Annotated in this window: 19 protein-coding genes; 10 read left to right on the forward strand and 9 right to left on the reverse strand. The window is 69.7% G+C overall.

Annotated elements, in window-relative coordinates; all coding sequences use genetic code 11:
- Nucleotides 1–143: 143 nt before the first annotated feature.
- Nucleotides 144–1,454, forward strand: coding sequence for a PQQ-binding-like beta-propeller repeat protein (locus tag ACFVM3_RS28455; protein ID WP_378443048.1), 1,311 nt, complete (start codon nucleotides 144–146; stop codon nucleotides 1,452–1,454).
- Here the strand turns inward: ACFVM3_RS28455 and ACFVM3_RS28460 are convergent.
- A complete protein-coding gene (locus ACFVM3_RS28460) occupies nucleotides 1,444–4,140 on the reverse strand; it encodes an AAA family ATPase (RefSeq protein ID WP_378443049.1) in 2,697 nt (898 codons plus the stop codon). The two genes, ACFVM3_RS28455 and ACFVM3_RS28460, sit on opposite strands and share 11 nt — an antisense overlap.
- Before the next feature lie 77 nt (nucleotides 4,141–4,217).
- Here ACFVM3_RS28460 and ACFVM3_RS28465 point away from each other — a divergent pair, with 77 nt between their 5' ends.
- The 4 genes from ACFVM3_RS28465 (at nucleotide 4,218) to ACFVM3_RS28480 (ending at nucleotide 8,286) form a co-directional block, all read left to right on the forward strand.
- Nucleotides 4,218–5,582, forward strand: a complete 1,365-nt coding sequence (locus ACFVM3_RS28465) for an MFS transporter (protein ID WP_378443050.1) — start codon at nucleotides 4,218–4,220, stop codon at nucleotides 5,580–5,582.
- A gap of 26 nt (nucleotides 5,583–5,608) precedes the next feature.
- A complete protein-coding gene (locus ACFVM3_RS28470; protein WP_378443051.1) occupies nucleotides 5,609–6,457 on the forward strand; it encodes an SDR family oxidoreductase in 849 nt (282 codons plus the stop codon).
- Between the two features lie 14 nt (nucleotides 6,458–6,471).
- On the forward strand, nucleotides 6,472–6,909 hold the full coding sequence (locus ACFVM3_RS28475; protein ID WP_378443052.1) for a Dabb family protein: 438 nt from the start codon (nucleotides 6,472–6,474) through the stop codon (nucleotides 6,907–6,909).
- A 135-nt stretch (nucleotides 6,910–7,044) separates the two neighbouring features.
- The gene (locus tag ACFVM3_RS28480) at nucleotides 7,045–8,286 is read left to right on the forward strand and encodes a DUF222 domain-containing protein (RefSeq protein ID WP_378443053.1); all 1,242 of its coding nucleotides are present in this window, start codon (nucleotides 7,045–7,047) and stop codon (nucleotides 8,284–8,286) included.
- A gap of 326 nt (nucleotides 8,287–8,612) precedes the next feature.
- On the opposite strand, the gene ACFVM3_RS28485 is transcribed toward ACFVM3_RS28480, so the two are convergent.
- Complete coding sequence (locus ACFVM3_RS28485) at nucleotides 8,613–11,003, reverse strand: NB-ARC domain-containing protein (protein ID WP_378443054.1); 2,391 nt, start codon at nucleotides 11,001–11,003, stop codon at nucleotides 8,613–8,615.
- A 7-nt stretch (nucleotides 11,004–11,010) separates the two neighbouring features.
- Nucleotides 11,011–12,015 (reverse strand): helix-turn-helix transcriptional regulator, encoded by a 1,005-nt coding sequence (locus tag ACFVM3_RS28490; protein ID WP_378443055.1) that lies wholly within the window; start codon nucleotides 12,013–12,015, stop codon nucleotides 11,011–11,013.
- Between the two features lie 77 nt (nucleotides 12,016–12,092).
- Between ACFVM3_RS28490 and ACFVM3_RS28495 the strand changes: the two genes are divergently transcribed.
- A complete protein-coding gene (locus ACFVM3_RS28495; RefSeq protein ID WP_126729979.1) occupies nucleotides 12,093–12,431 on the forward strand; it encodes a nuclear transport factor 2 family protein in 339 nt (112 codons plus the stop codon).
- Between the two features lie 55 nt (nucleotides 12,432–12,486).
- On the opposite strand, the gene ACFVM3_RS28500 is transcribed toward ACFVM3_RS28495, so the two are convergent.
- The 4 genes from ACFVM3_RS28500 to ACFVM3_RS28515 all read right to left on the reverse strand — a co-directional run bounded on the left by ACFVM3_RS28500 (nucleotide 12,487) and on the right by ACFVM3_RS28515 (nucleotide 16,453).
- A complete protein-coding gene (locus ACFVM3_RS28500; protein ID WP_378443056.1) occupies nucleotides 12,487–13,221 on the reverse strand; it encodes a hypothetical protein in 735 nt (244 codons plus the stop codon).
- 293 nt (nucleotides 13,222–13,514) lie between these two features.
- On the reverse strand, nucleotides 13,515–14,936 hold the full coding sequence (locus ACFVM3_RS28505; RefSeq protein WP_378443057.1) for an amino acid permease: 1,422 nt from the start codon (nucleotides 14,934–14,936) through the stop codon (nucleotides 13,515–13,517).
- Between the two features lie 88 nt (nucleotides 14,937–15,024).
- Complete coding sequence (locus ACFVM3_RS28510; RefSeq protein ID WP_378443058.1) at nucleotides 15,025–15,639, reverse strand: DUF2238 domain-containing protein; 615 nt, start codon at nucleotides 15,637–15,639, stop codon at nucleotides 15,025–15,027.
- Nucleotides 15,640–15,673: 34 nt separating this feature from the next.
- A complete protein-coding gene (locus ACFVM3_RS28515; protein WP_378443059.1) occupies nucleotides 15,674–16,453 on the reverse strand; it encodes an isocitrate lyase/phosphoenolpyruvate mutase family protein in 780 nt (259 codons plus the stop codon).
- 97 nt (nucleotides 16,454–16,550) lie between these two features.
- Here ACFVM3_RS28515 and ACFVM3_RS28520 point away from each other — a divergent pair, with 97 nt between their 5' ends.
- Nucleotides 16,551–16,865 carry a hypothetical protein gene (locus ACFVM3_RS28520; protein WP_378443060.1) on the forward strand — a complete coding sequence of 105 codons (315 nt, stop codon included), beginning with the start codon at nucleotides 16,551–16,553 and terminating at the stop codon, nucleotides 16,863–16,865.
- 3 nt (nucleotides 16,866–16,868) lie between these two features.
- Here the strand turns inward: ACFVM3_RS28520 and ACFVM3_RS28525 are convergent, their stop codons facing one another.
- A complete protein-coding gene (locus ACFVM3_RS28525) occupies nucleotides 16,869–18,113 on the reverse strand; it encodes a PucR family transcriptional regulator (protein WP_378443061.1) in 1,245 nt (414 codons plus the stop codon).
- A gap of 89 nt (nucleotides 18,114–18,202) precedes the next feature.
- On the opposite strand from ACFVM3_RS28525, the gene ACFVM3_RS28530 reads away from it, so the two are divergent.
- Genes ACFVM3_RS28530 through ACFVM3_RS28540 form a run of 3 tightly spaced genes read left to right on the forward strand, consistent with a single transcriptional unit; the run spans nucleotide 18,203 to nucleotide 21,437 of the window.
- The gene (locus ACFVM3_RS28530; protein WP_378443062.1) at nucleotides 18,203–19,696 is read left to right on the forward strand and encodes a flavin-containing monooxygenase; all 1,494 of its coding nucleotides are present in this window, start codon (nucleotides 18,203–18,205) and stop codon (nucleotides 19,694–19,696) included.
- The gene (locus tag ACFVM3_RS28535; RefSeq protein WP_378443063.1) at nucleotides 19,693–20,592 is read left to right on the forward strand and encodes an alpha/beta fold hydrolase; all 900 of its coding nucleotides are present in this window, start codon (nucleotides 19,693–19,695) and stop codon (nucleotides 20,590–20,592) included. The genes ACFVM3_RS28530 and ACFVM3_RS28535 overlap by 4 nt, the downstream gene beginning before the upstream one ends.
- Nucleotides 20,589–21,437 carry an SDR family NAD(P)-dependent oxidoreductase gene (locus ACFVM3_RS28540; protein ID WP_378443064.1) on the forward strand — a complete coding sequence of 283 codons (849 nt, stop codon included), beginning with the start codon at nucleotides 20,589–20,591 and terminating at the stop codon, nucleotides 21,435–21,437. The genes ACFVM3_RS28535 and ACFVM3_RS28540 overlap by 4 nt, the downstream gene beginning before the upstream one ends.
- A gap of 117 nt (nucleotides 21,438–21,554) precedes the next feature.
- On the opposite strand, the gene ACFVM3_RS28545 is transcribed toward ACFVM3_RS28540, so the two are convergent.
- Nucleotides 21,555–22,199 carry a TetR/AcrR family transcriptional regulator gene (locus ACFVM3_RS28545; RefSeq protein WP_378443065.1) on the reverse strand — a complete coding sequence of 215 codons (645 nt, stop codon included), beginning with the start codon at nucleotides 22,197–22,199 and terminating at the stop codon, nucleotides 21,555–21,557.
- Between the last annotated feature and the right edge of the window lie 120 nt (nucleotides 22,200–22,319).

Consider the following 22,319-nt stretch of genomic DNA (forward strand, 5'->3'; position numbering starts at 1 on the left):
GGCGGCTGCCACTGGCTCGACACGACGCTGTGACCAGCTGATAGTGACACTTTAGAGCAAAGTGCCACACAAGGGGTGCGAGTTCGGCTAACGTCCTGCCGTGGCTCCGATCGGAGCGGAGAATCGAGCAGGAAGGTGCGCATATGCGGCGATTTCTGGTCTTCGTGGCCTGTCTGGGGGCCGTGCTCACGGCGTCGGGCTGCGGAACCGACGACCCGGCCCCGGCTCCGAACGGCCCCGCGACCGGCGGGCAGCCGCCCGCGTCCGCCACACCGGAGGCGAAGACCGCCGATCCACCCCGGTCGTTCGACAAGAGCGCGCCCGTCGGGCTTCCCTCGGGCGCGGTGCGGTCCAACGTGGCGGGCCATGTCACTTCGCTGTTCATGACACTGCGCGATCGCACCGGCTACATCGTCACGCCCACCGCGTTGAACGTGGTGGATGTGCTGACGGGACAACAGAAATGGACCGTCCCGTTCGAGCGCACGCCCGGTGACCCGTACAACCAGAGCGGGCCGTTCGTCAACACCACCGGGCCACGGCCGCCCGCGGTCGGCGACCGGCTCGTCGTCGCCGCGGTCCCGGTCGTCATCCCGGAAAAGGGCACCACGCCCGGCTACGTCGCGCTGTCGGTGATCGCGGCGGATCGGGAGAAGGGCACCAAGGTCTGGCAGGCCGAGACCAAGGTTTCCGACGACCAGTACGCCGACGCGAGCAACGCCGTCACCCAGGTCGTCGCCATCACGGACAAGGCCGTCATCGCCCGCTACGGCCGCTCGGACGACCACGTCACGGTCGCGCTCGACCCGGCAAGCGGGAAGACCCTGTGGGAGCGCAAGGATTACGAAGCGGGCAGCGTGCACGGCGACGTCGTCGTCGGCGCCGACTTCAACGTCGCCGAGAACTCCTCGATGGTCCAGGCGACCGCGCTCGACCTGGCCACCGGCGGGCAGAAATGGGCCGGCGCCGCGCGATCGTCCTCGGTCGTCCTGGTCGCCGCCGATCCGGCGCTGGTCGTGCTCACCAGGACCGACTACGGCAGCGGGGATTCGTCGCTCCTGTTCCTCGATCCGGCCACCGGCGCGGAAAGGCGCAAGGTCGACGGCGAGGACCAGTTCGGCCCCAGCTCGTACGGAACCTGCCGCCACGACGAGCGATCGGTGCTCATCTGCGACGCCGGTGGTGTGCTCACCGGCTACGACGCCGCGACCGCGGCCCCGCTCTGGACCCTGCCGGACAAGGCGGCCAACCGGGTGGCTCCCAGCATCACGCTCGCCTGGCACGGCGCCGTCTACGGCAAGACCGGCGGTGGTCAGCCGATCGTGCTGGACGCCAGGACGGGCAAGGATCTGGCCACCGACGACGTCGGGCTCGTCCCGGCGCTCGTGAGCGAGTACGCCGGCATCGCGGCGGGCGAAAACGGCGAGTCACTGGCGTATCCGGTCAAGAGCTGAGCTCCGGGTCACGGAGATCGGGCATGTCCCTCAGCTGCCTGCGCGAGGTGATGCCGAGCTTGCGGAAGATGTTGCGGAGGTGGGCGTCCACCGTGCGGGGGCTGAGGAACAGGCGGGTGGCCACCTCCTTCGAGGTCGCGCCCGCCGCGACCTGGCGCGCGATATGCGTCTCCTGCATGGTCAGGTGGTCGTAGGAATGCCCGGAGCGGCTGCGCGCGACCTCCCCGGTCGCGCGCAGCTCGTCGGCCGCCCGCCGGGTGAACGCCTCCAGCCCGATCTCCGACAGCTGTTCGTGCGCGGTGCGCAGCTGTTCGCGTGCCTCGCGGCGGCGGCCCGCGCGGCGCAGCCACTCGCCGTACCGCAGCCGCGCCCGCGCGAGGTGCACCGTGAGCGGGCCGTCCGCCAGCTGGCGGAGTGCGTCGAGGTGGTCGGGTTCCGCGTCGCTGACCATGGCCCGCGCGCCCGCCACGATGCCGAGGGCGAACGCGGTTCCCGCGGGTTCGGTGCGGGCGGCCAAGTCGTCCAGCGCCGACCGGGCGACGGAGTCCTTCCCGCACCGCACCGCGGCTTCCACGAGTTCGGGCAGCGCGATACCGGCGAGGAAGAGGTCGCCGCTCGCCACGGCCCTGGTCGCCGCGTCCAGCGCGGCCGGATAGTCGGCGAGGCCGTTGTACAGCACGGCCGTCGCCCAATGGGCGTTCGCGGTCAGCTGCCCGTTGCCGCGGGTCGTCGCCTCGGCGAACAGGTCGAGCACTTCCCGGCGGCGTCCGCGCATCGCCGCCAAGTGCACGCGCGGGTACAGCTGCGGCGGATCGCCGACGGCGTCCGCGATCGCCTCCTCTTCGGCGATCGCGGCCATCGCCCGCCCGAAGTTCCCGGTGAGCACCGCGTGCAGCGCGACCTGGGACAGGCCGAGCCGGATGGTCATCGGCGATCCGGAGTCCCGGCCCGCCCGCACCAGCCAGTCGACGATCGTCGCGTGCAGGTCGATGTCCCACAGTTCGCCCGCGAGCACGGTGGCCAGCGCCGGTGTCCTGGTCCAGCCGTCGTCGTCGCCGGTGAGCACCCGGCGAAGCGCCGGCACACCGGCATGGTGTCCCTCGGTGGTCAATCGCACCAGCGCGTCGAGGAGATCCGGCGGTCCTGAGACGGGAGGCGCCGAGCGGGCCGCGTCGAGAACCCGGTCCAGCACTCCCGCGGCGCGCCCGACCACGAGCCCCATTTCCAGTGCCGCGACGAAGAACTCGCGTGACCGCTCCGGATCGACGGCGGCGAGCCGCTCCGCCGCCCGCAGGATGAGTTCCGGCCCGCGGACGGCCCCCTCCGCGCCTTGGACGAAGGCGATCTGCCCGCGAAGCAGGTCGACCGAGGCGTGCTGGGGGATATCCAAGGTCTCGGTGTCGACGCTGGCCAGCAGTTCCGCCGCCGCGTCCGTCGCGCCCGCCTCCAGTGTGGTCCGCGCGGCCGCGAGGGTGCGCTCGGTCTGTTTGACCGGGTCGAGGGAAAGCGCCGCCGCACGTTCGAGGAACGCCGCCGCGGCCGCCACCCCTCCGCGTGCCTGCGCACGCGACGCCGACAATTCCAGCTCCGCCGCGACCTGTTCGTCCGGACCGGTGGTGGCCTGGGCTCGATGCCAGGCCCGCCGGTCTCCGGCGGTTCCCGGGTCAGTGACTTCGGCCAGCGCTCGATGAGCCGTGTGGCGCTGCTCCGGTTCCGCCGCGCGATACGCCGCCGAGCGCGCCAGCGGATGGCAGAAGCGCGCCCGCGTGTCGAACCGGATCAGCCCGGACGCCTCGGCCGCGGCGCTCGCGGCGGGCACGTCGATGTCCAGCCGCCGCGCGGCCGCCCACAGCAGGGTGGGATCGCCGGTGGGATCGGCGCTCGCGAGGGTCAGCAGCCGCCGGGCATCGACCGGCAGCTCCGCCATCCTCGCCCGGAAACTCCGCTCGATCCGGCTCGCGATCGGCGACGGCGCGGGTGGCGCGAAACCACCCGCCTTCGGCAGTTCGATGAGCGCGAGCGGGTTGCCGCGTGCCTCGGCGAGCAGGCGATCACGCACGCGTTCGTCCAGCGTCACGGTCTTTTCCCCGGCCAGCAAGGCCCGCGCGTGCGTATCGCTCAGACCGCCGACGGTCAGCCCTGGCAACTCGTCCAGCCCGCGAACCGGGTCCTGGTCACGCGCGGCGAACACCATCGCGATCGGCTCGGCCGCGATCCGCCTCACCAGGAACGTCAAGGCCCTCGCCGACGCGGTGTCCAGCCAGTGCGCGTCGTCGACCACGCACAGCACCGGACGCGTCCCCGCGGCGGTCGCCAGCAGTTCGAGCGCGGCGAGACCGACCCGGAACGGATCCGGCGCCCCGTCGGCGAGGCCGAAAGCGACGAGGAGGGATTCGCGGTAAGGGGCCGACAGCGTGTCGAGGTGCGCCAGCACCGGAACACACAGCTGATGCAGTGCCGCGAACGGCAGTTCACCCTCGAATTCCGACCCGGACGCGCGAATGAGCTGAAACTCGTCCGCCGTCGCTCGTTCGACGTGGTCCAGCAGGGCACTCTTGCCGATACCCGGTTCGCCACGGAGGACGAGCACCCCGCCCTCGCCCCGGCCCGCCGCGTGGACCATGGCGAGGAGGCGATCGATCTCGTCTCGTCTGCCGACGAGCGAGCGGGGGGACGTCGTGGGCATGGTCTGAACCCTAGCGAGGGCGAAGTAGGTGATTGTCGCCGACGCGAGCGGACCGGTGCCCGCGCGATCGTGGCGGCATGACAGTACGAGCGACGAAACGGGCCTCACGCGGAGTGGCGATGCTCGGCCTGGCGAGCGCCATGTTCCTGGTCATCCTCGACGCCGCGATGGTGAACCTCGCCGGGTCCACGATCCGGCAGGGCCTGGCGCTCACCGCCGCCGAACTCACGGTGGTCGTGGACAGCTACCTGGTGACGTTCGCGGGCCTGCTGCTGCTCGGCGGCCGCCTCGCCGACGTGCTCGGGGCCAGGAAGGTGTTCCTGGCCGGAATGGCCGTCTACCTCGCGGCGTCGGCCTTCTGCGCGCTGGCCACCAGCGGCGGGCCGCTGATCGCCGGGCGGATCGGGCAGGGAATCGGGGCGGCGGTCCTGATGCCCGCCGCGCTCTCGCTCGTCCTCGGCCTCTACTCGTCGCCCGCGGAACGCACCCGTGCGATGGGGATCTGGGGCGCGGTCGCGGGAGCGGGCAGTCTCGTCGGCGTCTTCCTCGGCGGGACCCTGACCGAACTGCTCGGCTGGCAGGCGGTGTTCGTGACCCCGGTGCCGTTCGGTGCCGTCGGCGCGATCGTCGTCTGGCGCGCCGTGCCGCCGGTGCCGGGGAGGCCCGGCCGGTTCGACGCGCTGGGCGCCGTCACGATCACCCTCGGGATCTCCGGGCTCGCGCTGGGCATGGTCTCGGCGTCCGACACCGGATGGACCGCGCCCGGCACGGTCGCCGGTCTCGTGGTGGGAGTCGTTTCCCTGGCCGCGTTCGTGTTCGCCGAACGGCGTTCCTCGCGTCCTCTGGTCCCGCTGGGCGTGTTCCGCCGGAAGCCGGTGGTCACCGCGAACGTGGTGATGGTGCTGATCGGTGGCACCCTGACCAGCCTGTTCTTCTTCCTGCCCCAGTACCAGCAGGACGTGCTCGGGATGAGCCCGCTGGCGACCGGTATGGCCCAGCTCCCGCTCGCCGTCATGATCATCGTGGGCAGTGTGCTCGCGCCGATACTGGCGAAACGGATCGGGCTCGCCCGCGCGCTGCCGTCCGCCCTCGCCGTCCTGCTCGCGGGATTCCTTTGGCTGGCCTGGGATCCGACGACCAGCGGCTTCTCGGCCAGCCTGCTGGGCGCGTTCCTGCTGATCGGTGCCGGGCTCGGGCTGGGCGCCGTCAACGCCACCGCGATGGCGGTCCGCGACAGCGCGGACGGTGAGGCGGGCCTGCTCAGCGGTCTGGTGAACGCCGCGCAGCAACTGGGCGGCGCGGTCGGGCTCGCCGCGCTCGCCGGAATCGCCATCGGCGCCGCGGGGACACACGGGGACATCTCGTTCACGACCGCGTTCCTCGGCGAAGCCGCGCTCGTCGTCATCGCCCTCGCGGTGTCACTCTTCTCCACCCGTCGTTGAACTCTGTCGAGAAAGGACAATCCACAATGGACACGGTAGTGGTGACCGGTGCGACCGGAACCGTCGGATCCGCCCTGATCCCCGCCCTGCGAGCCCGCGGCGTCGCCGTCCGCGCGATGACCAGGGACCCCGCTCGTTCCGTTCCCGGCGCCGAGACCGTCGTCGCCGACCTGCGGGATCCCGAAGCGGTCCGCGCGGCGCTGAAAGGCGTCGACGCGGCGTTCCTCAACAGCCCCTCCGCTCCCGATGCCGCCTCGCTCCAGATCCGGTTCGCCGACCTCGCCCGCGACGCCGGTGTGCACCGGCTCGTGCTGCTCTCGCAGTACGCGGCGCGCGCCGACTCGCCGGTGCGGTTCCTGCGCTGGCACGCGGAAGTCGAGGCGCACGTCCGATCGCTCGGGATCGAGTACACCGTGCTGCGCCCCAACCTCTATCTACAGGCGCTGCTCGCTTTCGCCGGCACCATCGCGCAGGGCTTCTTCGCCGCACCCATCGGGGACGCCGCCATCAGCGCCATAGACACCAGGGATATCGCGGACGCCGCCGCGGCCGTGCTGACCGGTACGGGGCACGCCGGCCGGACCTACACGCTGACCGGACCGCGTGCGGTGACCCACGGCCAGATCGCGGAGGCGCTCTCAGCCGCCATGGGGCGGAACGTCGCCTTCCACGACACCTCCGCCGACCAGTTCGCCGCGGCGCTCACCGGGCTGCTCCCGCCATGGCAGATCGACGGTCTCATCGAGGACTACGCGCACTACGCCAGGGGCGAAGCCGCCGAAGTGCACACGGCCGTCGCCGACCTGACCGGAAAACCCGCGCGCGACGTCACCGACTTCGCCCGCGACCACGCCGCCGAGTTCCTGTCCGTGTGAAAGGGGGAAGCCCGATGATCTACCACTGCATCCGGTTCACACTCAAGGCGGACGTCACCGAGGAGGAAAAGACCGCGGGCCTCGCGCGGATGGGTGAGCACATCCACGCCATTCCTGTTGTCAAAGCACGTGTCGTCGGCCCTGACTTCGGCGGCGAATTCGATTATGGAGCCGTCACGGTGCTCGAAGACATCTCGTCTTACGAGCGCTACATGAATCATCCAGCGCATCTCGAAATGGACCGGGCCGGACTTCCGCTGATCGACACGTTCGTGTCCTACGACATCACCGACGACCCCGATCCGGAGATCGGCGCGAAGATCGCCGACGTGCACCGGCGCCGGTTCGAGAACGTCCCCGATGTGGCCGGGCTGGTCGCCGGTCTCAACGAGTACAGCGGCAGTGCCGCGCCGGGGAGGCATGGGCCGCCGGGTTCGCATTTAGTCGACTAATTGCGAAGGGGGGCGGCCGCCTTGCGCTAGGTGATTCCGCTCGGCGGCCGATTCACCCTTCGGTGTTGTTCTGCTTTTCGCTTGTCGCTTAAAATTACGAACGCATGTTCGATTGTTTTGCGGTATTATTGAGGGGTGTCCGAGACCTTCCTTCCCGAGTTGCCGCAGGAGTTGTGGCGTGCTGGCAAGCTGGAGCTTGCCCATGGCGTGCAGCAGTCCTTGCGGGTGATTCGGATGGCCACCGCCGGGCTGGGGAGATTCCTGGCGGAGATCGAGTCTCGGGGCGTCAAAGACTTGTACGGCTACGGGTCTACGGCCGCGTGGTTCGCGGATGTGGCCGGATTGTCTCGCGGTGAAGCAGGCCCGATGGTGAAGCGGGCGCTCGCGTTGAACCCGACCCGCGCGTTGGACGGCACCGAAGTCCCGCCTGTCGCACCCGCCACCGCCGCGGTTGCCGCCGAGGGTTTGGTCGGGGATGAGCGGATCGATCAGATCCTGGAGATCTTGAAGAAGCTCCCCGCTGAGGATCAGGCCAGTGCGGAGAAGATCCTCGCGAATCTCGCCCGCGACGCCGGTCCCCGGCAGCTGGCGGAGGCTGAGGCGAATCTGCTCGGGTTGCTGGACCCGGACGGGAACGAGCCGAAGGATCCGGAACCCAAGGAGCCGCGCCGGGAGATCACCCTGGAGCGCCGGAAAGACGGATTCTGGAAGCTGACCGGGTTGCTCGATGACGAGACCGGGGCTCGCACCGCCGCCGCGCTGGAGGCCTACGCCCAGCCGCGGCCCGTCGATGAATTCGGGCAGGCGGATCTGCGGATGAAATGCGAGCGCCTGGGCGACGCGTGGGTCGACATCCTCGACCTGGCGATCGCCTGCCCGGACCAGCCCGGCACCAGCGGCTACCGCACCCTGGTGAACGTCACCATCAGCCTCGACGAACTCAAGTCCGGCCTCGGGACCGCGTGCCTCGACTTCGTCGGCACAATGACCGCCCGCGAAGCCCGCCTCGCCGCCTGCGACTGCCTCATGCTGCCGGTCGTGCTGAGCGCCGCCGGAGAACCCCTCGACGTCGGACGACTCCGCCGGTTCGTCACCCCAGGCCAACGCCGCGCGCTGAACATCCGCGACGGCGGCTGCGCCTTCCCCGGCTGCCATCGCAAACCGAAGAATTGCCACGCTCACCACATCGTGCACTGGGCAGACGGCGGGCCGACGGATCTCCGGAATCTCGTGCTGCTGTGCGGATTCCACCACCGGCTGATCCACCACGGTGACTGGGAAGTCCGCATGGCGGCCGACGGGTTACCGGAATTCATCCCGCCTCAATATCGAGATCCGCTCCGGCAACCTCGCCGCAACACCCTGCACCACCGCTGAACCCCCGAGGAGCCCGTCGGCCACACCGGCGACGGGCCCCTCGGCATGCCCACACTCAGCCCTTCACTACCTGCCATGATGTGCTGCCTCGCCGACTCCCGAACCAGCGAAGCAACCAGAAGCGACCGGGCAGAAATCGCCGCCCGTTCTGCCGGGAAGGCTGCAGGACCCGAACGTCGCCCCGGCTTAGGTTTGTGCCGGTTGTCAGTGGCCACCCGGACAACCAGACCCAGACTGGGACGTTGTCCGCGACGTCCCCGCGCACGCCGAGGCCGGCGGGATACCGGCCTTGCGGCGATCGGCCCGTGCCATCGGACCAACGTCACCTAGGAGCCGGCACCGTACTGCGGTTTGCCCGCGTCGGATCGACCGAGCCGGTCACGGAGATCCATCGCGCGTTCCCGGTCCGCGCGGGCCGATGCCGCGTCGCCCATCTCCTCGGACAGCGCCGCTCTTTCTCTGAGCGTCTCGATCCGCGCCTGCGTCAGGCCGATACGTTCGTAGAGCTCTTCGGCCTCGGACAAACGGCGGCGCGCGTTCGCGTGGTCGCCCTGGCGCCGCATGAACCGTCCGGTCTCCTGCAGCGCGCGGGCCTGGCCCATGGCCGCGCCGTGACGGCGGAACAGGCCGAGTGCCGTCTCGCACTGGGTGAGCGCCCGATCGGCCGCGTCGAGCGCGGCCAGGTTCCGGGCCGAACGCAGCAGCACGTACGCGTAATTGGTGTCGTCCACCGGAGTGCGCGAGCCGCCGCGGTCCGGCGCGAAGTAGCGGACGCAGGCGTCGAACTCTTCGGCGGCCTCGCCGAACCGGCCCTCCCGGTACCAGTACGAGGCCCGCATCGTCCGTGCCACATGGACTCCGAGCGGATAGTCCGCCTCTTCGAACAGGCGCACGGCCTCGTCGAAAAGTTCAGGCGACGTCTCGCTGGCATGCGCGCTCGTCAGGTACACCCGTGCCCAGCCCTGTTCGCGCCGGTCGCCCGCCTTCACCGCGGCGTCCCAGGCCAGCTGGGCCATCCGGACGGCCTCTGCCGCCTGATCGCACAGCGAGGCCCGCACCCAGGACAGATAGTTCCGGTGGACCGCCTCCTCCCGGTCGCTGCCGAGCGCGATGGCCGCGTTCACGGCGAGTTCGAAGACGTCGTACCAGATGCTCGCGGTCCCGCCGATCTCCGAATACCAGTGCATGGATTCGGCCAGGTCCAGCACCGGCCGGTGGTCACCGCGCGCGGCGACGCTTTTGACCGCGGCGTGCCAGTTCTTCAGCTCGACCTCGAGCCACCTGCCCGCTCCGGAGTGGTCGCCGAACGACGGCGTCGCTGCCGGGTGCGGGCTGACCCCATCGGTCGGGTGGAAGTAGCGGCCCGCCGCCGTCGCGGTGCGCACCAGCCAGCAGGCCAGCCGGGTTTCCGCCGCTTCGACGACGTCAGCGGGCTCCTCGCGGGCCAGTCTTTCGGTCGCGAAGACACGCAGGAGGTCGTGGAACTGGTAACGCCCGCTCTCCTCCGACGGTTGCAGCAGACTCGCGTCGGTCAGTTCCTCCAGGAAGACGGCGGCGTCGTCCTCGTCGGCCGCTTCGATGAGCGTTCTCGCCGCCCCCACCGAGAAATCCGCCGCCGGGACGAGCGACAGCCGCCGGAACACGGCGGCGGCGTTCGGGCTGAGCTGGCGGTACGACAGTTCGAACACGCTGCGCACGTCGAGATCGCCGGCGGTCAGCGTGGTCAGCCGCCTGCCGCGGTCCCGGAGCTGATCCACCAGACGCGACAGCGGCCAGGTCGGACGGCTCGCCAGCCGGTTGCCCGCGATCCGCAACGCCAGCGGCAGCCGCCCGCACAGTTCGACCAGTTCGAGCGCCTCCCGCCGCTCCCGAGCGACCCTGTCCGCCCCGACGATGGCCGACAGCAGGGCGACCGCGTCGTCGTCGCCGAACACGTCGAGGGCGAGCCTGCTCGCGCCTTCCAGCCCCACCAGCATCTGACGGCTGGTGACCAGGGTGAGACACCGCGGCCCGCCGACCAGCAGCGGGCGGACCTGGGCTTCGTCGGCCGCGTCGTCCAGGACGATCAGGGTGGCCCGGTCCTGCAGGAGGGAGCGGCACAGGCTCACCCGGTCGTCCGGATCGGCCGGGATGCGGACGGCCTCGACACCCAGCGAGCGGAGGAGCAGATGCAGCATGTCCGCCGGGTTCGCGTGCTCGGCGGACATCCCGCGCAGCTTCAGGAACAGCCTGCCGTCGGGGAACTCCTCGGCGAGATTGTGCGCCACCCGGACCGCGAGGGTGGTTTTGCCGGTCCCGGGAGGTCCGCTGACGATCGCGACCCGCCCGGACCTGCGGCGGCCGGCGCCCAGATCCGCGGCGAGGGCGTGCAACGCGTCGAGATCGCTTTCGCGGCCGGTGAGGTCGTCGACGTCCGCCGGCAGGACGCCGATCAGGGGTGTACCGGGGGTCCCGGCCGGTGCGGGGGCACGGCCCTGCCGCGCGACCTTCTGCAGGCCGGTCAGCTCTTCGTCGGTCAAGGACAGTGGCGCGGCGAGCGCTTCGATCGTCCGGCGTTGCGGGCTCTTGGCGATCCCGCGTTCCATGTCGCTGATGGCGCGGACGCTCACCCCGGACCCCTCGGCGAGTTCCTCCTGCGTGAGGCCTGCTCGGACGCGGTAACCCTTCAGCAGCACCTTGAAACTCGTGGCTGCCCTTTCCAGGGCGGCGTTCGTCATGGCCGGATTATCCCGTCCCGGCCGTCGGGCTCGACTTGACTTTGGTCTCATCGTAGCGGGCGGTGATCGCCTCGGCCCGGTCACGCAGGGAAGCGCGTAACCAAGGAGGGGCAACGGCTTCCGCGTCCGTGGCGAGCTGCCACAACGCCCATTCGGCGTGGCGCGCGTCCTGGAAGGTCACCTCCATGCGCAGCTTGCCGTCCTCGGTGACTTCTTCCGCGAGTACGGCCAGCGCGGTGCCCACCAGTTCGTCCCGCCGCACCGGAGACACCAGCACCGACACGGCGACCTGGTCCCCGCCGCTCCGAAAACGGGTGCTGCGTTCTTGCCAGGTCCGGTCCAGGTCCACCCGGTCCGGGCGTTGCGCGGGTTCGGGGAGTTCCTCGGCGGCCCGCACCCGGGACAGCCGGTAGGTGCGGTCCTCACCGGATCTCGTGGCCAGCAGATATCCCCGGTCCCGGACGGTGACCAGGCCGATCGGATCCACCGTGCGCCACTGTGGTGCCCGGCCCTCTGGCGCGTAGTGGATGCGCAGTTTGTGCCCCGCGAACACCGCGCGCCGGATCTCGGAGACGACGGCGTCCGGCACCTCCTCGGTGACCTCCCGGCGCGAGAGCAGGTCGGTCTCCGGGTCGATGAGCAGGCGCCGGGCCGCGCCCGCCGCCGTGTCCCGCTGGCCTTCCGGCAGCGCGTCGACCACCTTGAGCATGGCCGACGCGAGCGCCGAGCCGAGGCCGAAAGCCTGCGCGCCGCGCCGCGATCCGGCGATCAGCAGCGCGAGCGCCTCGTCGTGGTTCAGCCCGGTGAGTTCGGTCCGGAAACCGGGCAGCAGCCCGAAACCGCCGTGCCTGCCGCGTTCGGCGTACACCGGGACACCCGCCGCCGACAGCGCCTCGATGTCGCGCAACACGGTGCGGGTGGAGACCTCCAGCTCGCGCGCGAGCGTGGTCGCGGACAGGCGGCCGCGGTGCCGCAACAGCAACACCAGTGAGACCAGCCGGTCGGCGCGCATGGCCGGAACTTTAGCGGAATACACGACACAGGATGTCGTGATTCGCTGCGAGGCTCATCCCCATGACAAGCAGGACTGTGGCCACCGAGCCGAACGATCTGGGCAGGTTCTTCATCGAGCGGGGCAACGCGGGCGATGTCGACGGACTGGTGGCGTTGTACGAACCGGACGCCGTGCTGGCGTTCCCGCCGGGCAACATCGCGAAAGGGCACGCGGAGATCCGCAAGGTGTACGAGGAGTTCGTCGCGGCCGCGCCGGAACTCCTGCCGGGCAGGCAGCATCCGGCGCTGGTGGGCGACGACCTCGCGCTCACGGCGTCCACGCTGACCACCGGTGAGGCGACCATCGAGGTCGCCCGCCGTCAGCCGGACGGATCCTGGCTCTGGGTGCTGGACCAGCCGGTCTTCGTGCCGTGACGGGACGGCCCGCCGGTGGCGGACCTTGTCCGTCGCCGGCGAGCCGTGCGCGGCGTCAGAGCGTGCAGTTCCTGGCCGAGCCCGTGTTCACCTTGGCTCCGGTGAACTCCTCGATGATCGCGACGTTCTCCGGGGCGTAGTTCTTGGCGACGATCGCGGCCACGTCCTTACTGCCGAGTTTGGCGGCGTGGGGCGCGGACTGATCCAGCCAGTAGGCGGTCCGGAGGAATTCGACGAGCACGAATTCGCGCAATTCGGGCTGTGCCTTGATCTTGGCCCAGTAATCGGGATGTTTCGTCTTGGCGACGCGAAGGTAGAGCTGAAGGTAGCGCATGTTCGTCGCCGCGATGTCCCGCGAATTGCTCGCGCCGACACCCTGGATGTACTCCGCGACGACCGTCGCCGCGGGCAATCCCATGAGTCCGGCGTTGAGTTCCGCGATGACCCCCTGCATCCGGTACGACCCTTGCTGCTGGTCCCGCAGGTAGATGTCGTCCATCGAACGCGTGAGACTGTCCGTGATCAGCGGCAGGATTTCGCGACGGGGGAATCCGCCGTGGATCGGGACCTTCATCGCCTTGCGGGAAGCGTCGATCCACGCCGAGACGTACACGTCCCACGATGTTCTCGACGGATCCAGATCCCACATGTGGGTCTCTTCGTGGATCGCCACCATGAGGGACTCGGCGAGCGCGTTGAAGCTGGTCTTGTTGACGAACTGGCTGAAGTACTTGTCCTTGGCCTGGGCTATCGCGAGGGCTTCGCCGCTCGGCCAGCGCCGCTTGTACACGGCTTGGATCGTCTGCAACCACTTCGTGGACTGGAAACCGGCCTTTATGTCACTGACATCGGCTTTCGGTTGTACGGGTTCTTCATAACAGAAGGGTGCCCGGGCGGTCGCCGTCTCTTGAGCGGAGACGGGGAATGGGGTGAGGGACAGGGCGAGGCACGCGGTCAGCACGGTAATGCCATAGCGGCGCATAAGGACCTCGGTTCACGGTAGGGTTTTCCGTGGGTCGGACGGAAGTGTCCCCTACCGATCACCGTCATTCAATGATCGAGCCCGGACTGCGGCTGGACAGGCTAGGAATTATGGCGGCGAACGGGCGAATCCACGGCCAGCCGGGATCGGCGCATGCTGTAACCGAAGTAGATGAGCAGGCCGAGCGCCATCCAGCCGGCGAAGACGATCCAGGTCTCGCCGTCGAGGCTGAGCATCATGTAGCCGCAGCACAACACCCCGAGGATCGGCGTGACGGGGGAGAACGGCACGCGGAACGAGCGCGGTGCCTCCGGTTGGCGCTTGCGCAGCAGCAGGACGGCGACGTTCACCAGCCCGAAGGCGAACAGCGTGCCGATACTGGTGGCGTCGGCCAGTTTCCCGAGCGGGATGAACGCGGCCAGCGCCGCGACGAAACCGGAGACCACCAGGGTGTTGATCCTCGGCGTGCCGGTCTTCGGGTCCACTTTGGACAGGGAGGCGGGCACCAGTCCGTCGCGGGACATCGAGAACAGGATGCGCGTCTGTCCGTAGAGGACGGTCAGCACGACGCTGGAGATCGCCACGATCGCGCCGACGGCGAGCAGCCCGGCCCACAGCGGGTTGTCGGACACGGCGCCGAGCACGTGCGAGAGCGCGGCCTCCTGGCCGTCGAAGTCCTGCCAGGGCAGGGCGCCGACCGCGGCGACGGCGACGAGGCAGTACAGCACGGTGACGATCGCGAGCGAGAGCAGGATCGCCCTCGGCAGGTCCCGCTGCGGGTTCTTCGCCTCCTCGCCCGCGGTGGAGGCCGCGTCGAAACCGATGTAGGAGAAGAAGAGTTTCGCGGCACCGGCGCTGAGTCCGGCAAGGCCGAGCGGCAGGAACGGGGCGAAGTTCGCCGCCCGCACCGCCGAGAACGCGATCGCGCAGAACAGCACCAGCGTGCCGACCTTGATCACGACCATGATCGCGTTGGCCCGCGCGCTCTCCTTCGCACCGGACAGCAACAGGAACATGGCGAGCAGCACGACGACGATGGCCGGGACGTTGACGATCCCGCCCGAGCCCGGCGGCTGGCTGAACGCGTCGGGGATGGCGAAACCGAACGCCAGCCGCAGCAGTTCGTTGAGGTACTGCCCCCAGCCGACGGCCACCGACGCCACCGAGACGCCGTACTCGAGCACCAGGCACCAGCCGCAGACCCAGGCGACCAGCTCGCCGAGCGTGGCGTACGCGTAGGAGTAGGACGAACCGGACACCGGGATCATTCCGGCGAGTTCGGCGTAGGAGAGTGCCGAGAACAGCGCGGTGATACCGGCGAGCACGAACGACAGGACGACCGCGGGGCCCGCCACGGGGACCGCTTCGCCGAGTACGACGAAGATCCCGCTGCCCAGCGTCGCGCCGATGCTGAGCATGGTCAGCTGCCCGAGGCCGAGTGATCGCTTCAGCGTGCCGTGATCACTGTCGGCGATCAGATCGGCGACCGGTTTCCGCCGCACCGCCGCGGCTCGCAGAGTCATGCCGAGGACCGTATCTGCCGTGCCGGACACGCAGAACAGGAGATCGTTGCTTGGTTACCTGGATTACAGGCGGTTCGTGAAACGCGGCCTACGCGCCCGAAAGTTGCCGATCGTGCACCCTGCGCCAGATCAGCAGGGAGAGCACCGCGCCGCACAGGCAAAGGAACATGTCCCACTGCGTGTCCCAGACGTCTCCCTGTGTGCCGAGGAAGTCGTCCGCGCCCGCACCGGCGACCATGGCGCTGAACCATTCCACGAACTCGAAACCGGCGGCGATCGTCACGCAGACGCAGACGGTCAGGAACGCGACCCAGGCACCGGGCCGCAGCGGGGTCCGGCGCAGAAGCACCTCGCGCACGGCGATCGCCGGGACGAAACCCTGGACGACGTGGGCGAACCGGTCGTAGTTGTTCCGCTGGGTGCCCATCAGCCCCTGCACCCATTCCCCGGCCGGGGTCTCCGCGTAGGTGTACTGCCCGCCGTAACAGAGCACGATCGCGTGCAGCACCAGCAACCAGCACAGCAACCGGGTCAAGGGAAAACGTTTGCGCAGGAGCACCACCAGCGGCAGCCCGATCAGCACCCAGACGACTTCCAGCAGCCAGGTGCCGGGCGACCTGGCCTGGACTCCGGTCAGCACGAGCACGACGAGAACGGAGCCGGCCAGCAGGATGCCTTCCGTCCGGCCGACTCCGCGCACCATGCGTGGGACCCTACTGTGACGGGCCCCGGCTCGCTCAGTTCAGCTTGCGCATGTCGGCGGGCAGGCCGCCGCCGGCGTAGACGTCCTCGGCGAGCTTCGCCAGCGCGGTGAGCGCGACGTTCTGGCTGAACGGCCCGTAGGACACCCGGGAGACGCCGAGCTTCTGCGCGGTGGCCAGCGGGATCGAGCCAGGCACGCCGATCAGGTTCACCTTGCGCTCACCCAGCGCTTCGACCAGCCTGCCGACCTGGGTCTCGTCGAGCTTGCCGGGTACGAAGACGTTCGATGCGCCGGCGTCCAGGTACGCGCGGCCGCGGGCGATCGCGTCGGCCAGCACCTCATCGGGGTCGCGGTCGCCCGCCCGGAGGAAGGCGTCGGTGCGGGCGTTGAGCACGAAGTCGATCCCGGCGGACTGGGCGGCGGCGACCGCGGCTTCGACGGCCTTGACCGACTCGTCCAGCGGCTTCATCTGGTCTTCGAGGTTGCAGCCGACCGCGCCCGCCTCGATCGCGCGGGCGACCGTGCCGCCAGGGTCGCCGTAACCCGCCTCCAGGTCCGCGGTGACCGGCAGATCGCCCGCCACCCGGACGATCAGGGCGACCTCGGCGATCATCTCGTCGCGGGGGATGACCTCGCCGTCGGGGTAGCCGCGGGCGGCGGCGATACCGTGGCTCGGGGTGGCGAGTGCCTGCGTACCTGGGGTTTCGGCGACGACCTTCGCGGTGATCGCGTCCCACACGTTGACGACGAGCAGCAGTTCGGGGGCGGCGTGCAATTCCTGCAGCCGGGTGGCCTTCTCGGCGATGGAAACCATGCCGTCAATCTAGACGTTTCGCGCGTCGGCGCCGATTCCTGTTACACCTCGGGCCAAGGCCGCGACTGCTAGGGATAGCGCGTCGAGGGAGGTCCCCGTGGAGCTGACGATCAACGCCGCCGGCGACGAACAAGCGCTGACCGAGTTCTACAGCCGGCTCCGCGACGACGCCGATGTGACGCGGTCCGCGACGATCAGCCTCGCGGGCTCGCGGAGCACGGGGGAGAGGGGGACCTTCGAGGTCATCCGCATGTCCATCGGCTCGCTGACCGGGCTGGCGAATCTGGGCATCGCCTGGAGCAACTTCCTCCGCTCCCGCAAGGAAACTCCTCCGTTCACCATCACGGTCGAGGGCGAGCTGACCGCCGAACAACGCGCCATGCTCCGGAACTTCGACCTTCCGCTGTCCTGAACGTCAGGCGCCGCTTCCCAGCCACCGCAACGTTTCCAGTGCGACGGCCACGTCCACCGCGTTCTCCGCCAGCGGCCGGGGGAGCAGTTCGTCGGCCCGTGCCAGCCGCCGGACGACGGTGTTCCGATGGGTGTAGAGCCGTTCCGCGGTCCGTGTCGTGTTCCCGAGTTCGTGTACGTAGGCCCGCACGGTCTCCCGGGTCTCGGCGTCGGCGTGCCGCAGTTCGCCGAGGGTGTCGGCGATGAATTCGCCCGCCTGCGCCGGATCGCCGGTGAGCAGGGCGAGCAGCTGGATGTCCTGGTACCGCGCGATCTGCTGCGGCGAGGTGAGCCGGGCGAGCATCCGCTGGGTGGCGGCGGCGTCCAGATGGCTGCGGCGGAACCCGTCGATCCCGCCGCCGGGCCGTCCCAGCGCCACCCGGACGTCGGGATGCGGCGCTAGGTCTTCGGCGAGCCGGTCCGCGCGCGGTGGGGTCCGGCCGGGCAGCCAGACCCACAGGGCGGCGGCGCTGGCGACGACGGTCAACCGGTGCGAGGCGCCACTCGCCCGCATGAGCGTTTCCGCGGCGGTTTCGAGCTGCTGGGACGACGGGGTCGCCGAGCCGCTCCAGACGATCGCGGCCGTATGCGGTCCGGCGAGCGGGTAGCCGAGCTGGGCCTCGGCCCGCGAGCGGCTGATGGGCGCGCCTTCCAGCAGCAGGGTGACCGTGGCCCGCCGTTCCGCGTGGGCGCCGCGGGTCAGTTCCGAGCGTTCGGCGGCCATCCGTTCCGACACGGCGGCGACGGTGTCCTCGATGAACGTGGTGATCGACAACGACGAGACGTCCAGCAGTTCGCGGAGCAGGACCGGATCCGACGTGAGGTCGAAACAGATCTCGATCCACCGGCGCCAGGCCACTCCCTGCGCCCGCCGGTAGGCGTCGAGGCCGCCGGAGTCGAAGCCGCGGCGGACCATGTCACGAGCGCCGTCGAGCACTTCCTGGTTCAGGTTGGCGGCGACGCGCTCACCGGGGCGCTGCACGTTGGCGGCCGCCCAGTGCAGCAGATTCGCCAGATTGGCGCGTTTGGTCCCCTCGGTGAGCACGGGGTCCTCGGCGACCGCGCGCATACTGCCCCCGCCGAGCGAGGCCTCGTGCAGCTCCTCGATCCATTCGGCGCGTGGATGCAGCACGATCTCCGCGCCCCGCCGGAAGAGATCACGTGCCTCGGGCGAGAGGGTCGGCCACGGCGATGCGGCACTTTGCACCATCCATACATCATGATGGTGCAGATAGCGCTAGCGCAATTCCTCGGTGGACCCGCATCGTGGAGGCAACCGAGACGAGGCTGGAGTACCGCATGACGACGAGCACACCCGTCGAGCATCTCGACGTGGTCATCATCGGTGCCGGGATTTCCGGGATCGGGGCCGCGCGCTACCTGAAGACCGAGAACCCTGGCAAGACGTTCGCCATCCTGGAGGCCCGCGGCACGTCCGGCGGCACCTGGGACCTGTTCCGCTATCCGGGCATCCGGTCGGACTCCGATCTCCACACCTTCGGCTACGAGTTCAAGCCGTGGCGGGACAAGCAGTCCATCGCCGACGCGCCGCGGATCCTGTCGTACCTGCGCGAGACGGTCGCCGAGAACGGCCTCGAACCCAGCATCCGCTATCACCACAAGCTGCTCTCGGCCGCCTGGTCGAGCGATGAGGCCCGCTGGCTGCTCGAGATCGAGCGGGCCGACACGGGCGAGCGCACGAGCCTCAGCGCGGGCTGGCTGTTCAATGCCGGCGGCTACTACCGCTACGACGAGGGCTTCACCCCGCGTTTCGAGGGCAGGGACCGGTTCGCAGGCACGATCGTCCACCCGCAGCACTGGCCCGAGGACCTCGACTATGCGGGCAAACGTGTCGTCGTGATCGGCAGCGGCGCCACCGCGGTCACCCTGATCCCGGCGATGGCGGGCACCGCGGCACACGTGACGATGCTGCAGCGCACTCCGACCTACGTCATGCCGGTGCCGCGCGAGGACAAGATCGCCAACGGCCTGCGCAAGATCCTCGGCGAAGAGCGGGCCTACGCGCTCACCCGCCGCAAGAACATCCGCAAGGGACTGGCGGTCTGGCAGTTCTGCCAGAAGTTCCCGAAGACCGCTCGCGGGCTCATCCGTTACGTCAACAAGAAGCAGCTTCCCAAGGGCTATCCGGTCGACGAGCACTTCAACCCGCCGTACGACCCGTGGGACCAGCGGCTGTGCGCCGTGCCCGGCGGGGACCTGTTCGCCGCCATCCGCAAGGGCAAGGCCGACGTCGTCACCGACAAGATCGCGACCTTCACCGAGAAGGGGATCCTGCTCGAATCCGGGCGTGAGCTGGAGGCGGACATCATCGTCACCGCCACCGGCCTGAACCTCCAGGTGTTCGGCGGAGCGAAGCTCAGCGTCGACGGGAAACCGGTGATCCTGCCGGAAACCGTCGCGTACAAGGGAATGATGCTTTCGGACGTGCCGAACGCCGCGTTCGCGATCGGCTACACGAACTCGTCGTGGACGCTCAAGATCGGCCTGCTGTGCGAGCACTTCTGCCGTCTGCTGGCGCATATGGACGCCCACGGTTATGACGTCTGCCGTCCCGTCGTCGCCGACCCGGACATGCCGACGAAGCCGTTCCTGGACTTCGCCGCCGGGTACGTCCAGCGCGCGCTCGACCAGCTCCCGCGTCAGGGTGACCGCATGCCGTGGCTGACGTCGATGAGTTACCACTCCGACATCAAGCTGCTGCGCGCGGACGACATCACCGATCCGGAGCTGCACTTCTCCCGCGTCGAGGTCCGGGAAGCGGTGAACTCGTGACCGACGGTTTCGCCGAACTGCCCGGCGGCCCCCGGATCTGCTACCGCGAGGACGGCCCGGCCGACGGGGTGCCGCTGGTGCTGATCGCCGGTCTCGGCCTGGATCTCACGTCGTGGCCGCGGCCGATGATCGAGGGGTTCACCGGCCGTGGTTTCCGCGTCATCCGGTTCGACAACCGGGACGCGGGCTGCTCGGATCGCATCAAGGCGCCGAATCCCGGCAAGCTCCGGCAACTGCTGGCCCGGCCGCTGCCGGACGCCTACGACCTTGGCGACATGGCGGCGGACACCGTCGGCCTGCTGGACCACCTCGGCGTCGGGAAGACGCATCTGGTCGGCATGTCGATGGGCGGCATGATCGCGCAGACCGTCGCCGCCCGGAACCCCGGCCGGGTCCTGTCGCTGACGTCGATCTTCTCCACGACCGGGCATCGCCGCGTCGGGCAGCCCGCGAAGTCGACGCTGGTGCGCATGGCGAGGCGGCCCGCCCGGACGGTCGAGGAATCCGTGGCCGGGCACCTGTCGTTGATGGGTCACCTCGGCTCGGCCACGTTCCCACTGGACAAGGACGTCGAAACGGCCTGGGCCGAGGGCCTGTGGGAACGGGCCGGGGGACGGCGCGCCCGCAGCGGTATCGCGCGCCAGATCGGCGCGATCCAGGCCAGCGGCGACCGCACCGCGGAACTCGCCCGCATCGCCTGCCCGACGGTCGTGGTCCACGGCGACACCGACCGCATGGTCCACCACAGCGGCGGGCGGGCGACCGCCAAGGCCATCAGGGGTGCCCGCTACGTCGAAATCCCCGGAATGGGGCACCACATCGCCCCAGACCTGGTCGATCGGCTCGTCGAACTCACCGCCGAACTGGCCCTCGACCCGGCAGGGGAAACGCGATGAGCGGCGTGCGCGGCAAGGTCGCCGTCGTCACCGGTGCCGGTTCGGGGATCGGCCGTCAGCTGGCCCTCGAACTCGCGCGGCGCCGAGCCCGGCTCGCGGTGTCCGATGTGGACGAAACCGGGCTGGCCGAGACCGTCGCCGAGGTCAAGGCCCTGGGCGCGGAGGTGCAGGGCGCCGCGCTGGACGTCAGCGATCGGGCGGCCGTGCTGGCGTACGCGACCGCGGTCGCCGGTCAGTTCGGTGTGGTGCACCAGATCTACAACAACGCGGGGATCGCGGGCGGCGGCCAGACCGTGCTCGACGCCGAATGGGAGCTGTACGACCGGACACTCGCGGTCAACCTCTTCGGCGTCATCAACGGCACCAAGGCCTTCCTGCCGCATCTGATCGATTCCGGCGACGGCCACGTCGTGAACATCTCCAGCCTCAACGGTTTCATGGCCCAGCCGACGCTCAGCGCCTACTGCGCCAGCAAGTTCGGCGTCCGCGGGTTCACCGAGGCGCTGCGTACCGAGATGATCGCGGGCGGGCATCCGGTGCGGGTGACCGTCGTCCATCCCGGCGGGGTCAAGACCGGTATCGCCTCGGCGGCGTTGAAGGAAGCCGAGGCGCGCGGTATCGAGCCCACCGCCGAACAGCGGGAACGCGTCCGCGTGTACAACGAAAAGCTGCTGAAGATGCCGGCGGATCAGGCCGCCCGCATCATCGTCGACGGGGTCGAGGCCGGGAAACCGCGCGTGCTCGTCGGGAACGACGCGAAACTGGTCGACCGGCTCGTCCGGCTGCTCCCGCGCCGGTACCCGAAGCTGATCGTCGACTTCGAGCGGCGGCGCCTCGCCCGCTAGGACGCGTCCCGCTCGAAGCCGGCGCCCCGGTGCACATGTCGCGAAAGCCACTTTCGGGACATCAGACGTCCCGAAAGTGGCTTTCGCGGCGCACCCACCCTCACTATGAAGTACGCCCTAGGCGTCGACGCTCCGGTGTCCGAACAAGCCGAGCAGCCACGTGTAGCGGACAGCTTCGCGTGCCTGGCCGTACGCGTCTTCGGTGCCGATCCAAATGGCCTGGGTGATCAGTTCGATGGTGGCGGCGACGACCGTGCGCGCCGTGAACGGCGGCGGTGACGGCAGCGCGGGGTCGGTGGCACGCAGCCATCTCGCAGTCCGGTCGAAGACGGCTTCCCCGGCACGCAAGGTGTTCTCCCGTACTTCGAGGCCTGCGTCGCCGAGTGCGTAGATCTCCAGCAGGACGGCGCGGACGGCGAGGGGACGCCGGTGCACGTAATCGACGAGGAAGTCGCAGCAGGCGGCGACGGCGGCCAGCGGGGTCGCGGCCTCGGCGCCCACGGCGACGCCCTGGGTGATGAACTCGGTGGTGATCTCGCGGTAGGCGGCGAGGAACGCGTCCTGTTTGCCGGTGAACTGTTCGTAGAACGAGGTCCGGGACACGCCCGCCGTCGCGGTGATGTGGCCGACGGTCGTGGCGACGTAGCCGCGCTTGCCGGTGTTCTCCAATACCGCGTCGATCAGCCGGGCGCGCTGGGTTCCGGCGACCTCGTCGCGGCTGAGGTTGTGCGGCCCCTTCGGCAGCTTGCGGTGCTCGGTCACGTGCGGCACCGTACCGGTCCGGAAATCCGTGAAGGCCTGGTGGATTCACGTGGTGGTTGCAACACGCATTGTTTGTTGGCCTGAGAGTAGTGCTTCGAGGGCTTCGGCTGGGGTGTGCCA

It is taken from the genome of Amycolatopsis sp. NPDC057786 (genome assembly GCF_042797905.1).
Classification (GTDB): domain Bacteria; phylum Actinomycetota; class Actinomycetes; order Mycobacteriales; family Pseudonocardiaceae; genus Amycolatopsis.

What these genes read in the sequence shown, in the direction of transcription:
- ACFVM3_RS28455 (WP_378443048.1), top strand. Translation starts at nt 144, where the DNA reads ATGCGGCGATTTCTGGTCTTCGTGGCCTGTCTGGGGGCCGTGCTCACG.
- ACFVM3_RS28460 (WP_378443049.1), bottom strand. Translation starts at nt 4,140, where the DNA reads ATGCCCACGACGTCCCCCCGCTCGCTCGTCGGCAGACGAGACGAGATC.
- ACFVM3_RS28465 (WP_378443050.1), top strand. Translation starts at nt 4,218, where the DNA reads ATGACAGTACGAGCGACGAAACGGGCCTCACGCGGAGTGGCGATGCTC.
- ACFVM3_RS28470 (WP_378443051.1), top strand. Translation starts at nt 5,609, where the DNA reads ATGGACACGGTAGTGGTGACCGGTGCGACCGGAACCGTCGGATCCGCC.
- ACFVM3_RS28475 (WP_378443052.1), top strand. Translation starts at nt 6,472, where the DNA reads ATGATCTACCACTGCATCCGGTTCACACTCAAGGCGGACGTCACCGAG.
- ACFVM3_RS28485 (WP_378443054.1), bottom strand. Translation starts at nt 11,003, where the DNA reads ATGACGAACGCCGCCCTGGAAAGGGCAGCCACGAGTTTCAAGGTGCTG.
- ACFVM3_RS28490 (WP_378443055.1), bottom strand. Translation starts at nt 12,015, where the DNA reads ATGCGCGCCGACCGGCTGGTCTCACTGGTGTTGCTGTTGCGGCACCGC.
- ACFVM3_RS28505 (WP_378443057.1), bottom strand. Translation starts at nt 14,936, where the DNA reads ATGACTCTGCGAGCCGCGGCGGTGCGGCGGAAACCGGTCGCCGATCTG.
- ACFVM3_RS28510 (WP_378443058.1), bottom strand. Translation starts at nt 15,639, where the DNA reads ATGGTGCGCGGAGTCGGCCGGACGGAAGGCATCCTGCTGGCCGGCTCC.
- ACFVM3_RS28515 (WP_378443059.1), bottom strand. Translation starts at nt 16,453, where the DNA reads ATGGTTTCCATCGCCGAGAAGGCCACCCGGCTGCAGGAATTGCACGCC.
- ACFVM3_RS28525 (WP_378443061.1), bottom strand. Translation starts at nt 18,113, where the DNA reads ATGGTGCAAAGTGCCGCATCGCCGTGGCCGACCCTCTCGCCCGAGGCA.
- ACFVM3_RS28530 (WP_378443062.1), top strand. Translation starts at nt 18,203, where the DNA reads ATGACGACGAGCACACCCGTCGAGCATCTCGACGTGGTCATCATCGGT.
- ACFVM3_RS28540 (WP_378443064.1), top strand. Translation starts at nt 20,589, where the DNA reads ATGAGCGGCGTGCGCGGCAAGGTCGCCGTCGTCACCGGTGCCGGTTCG.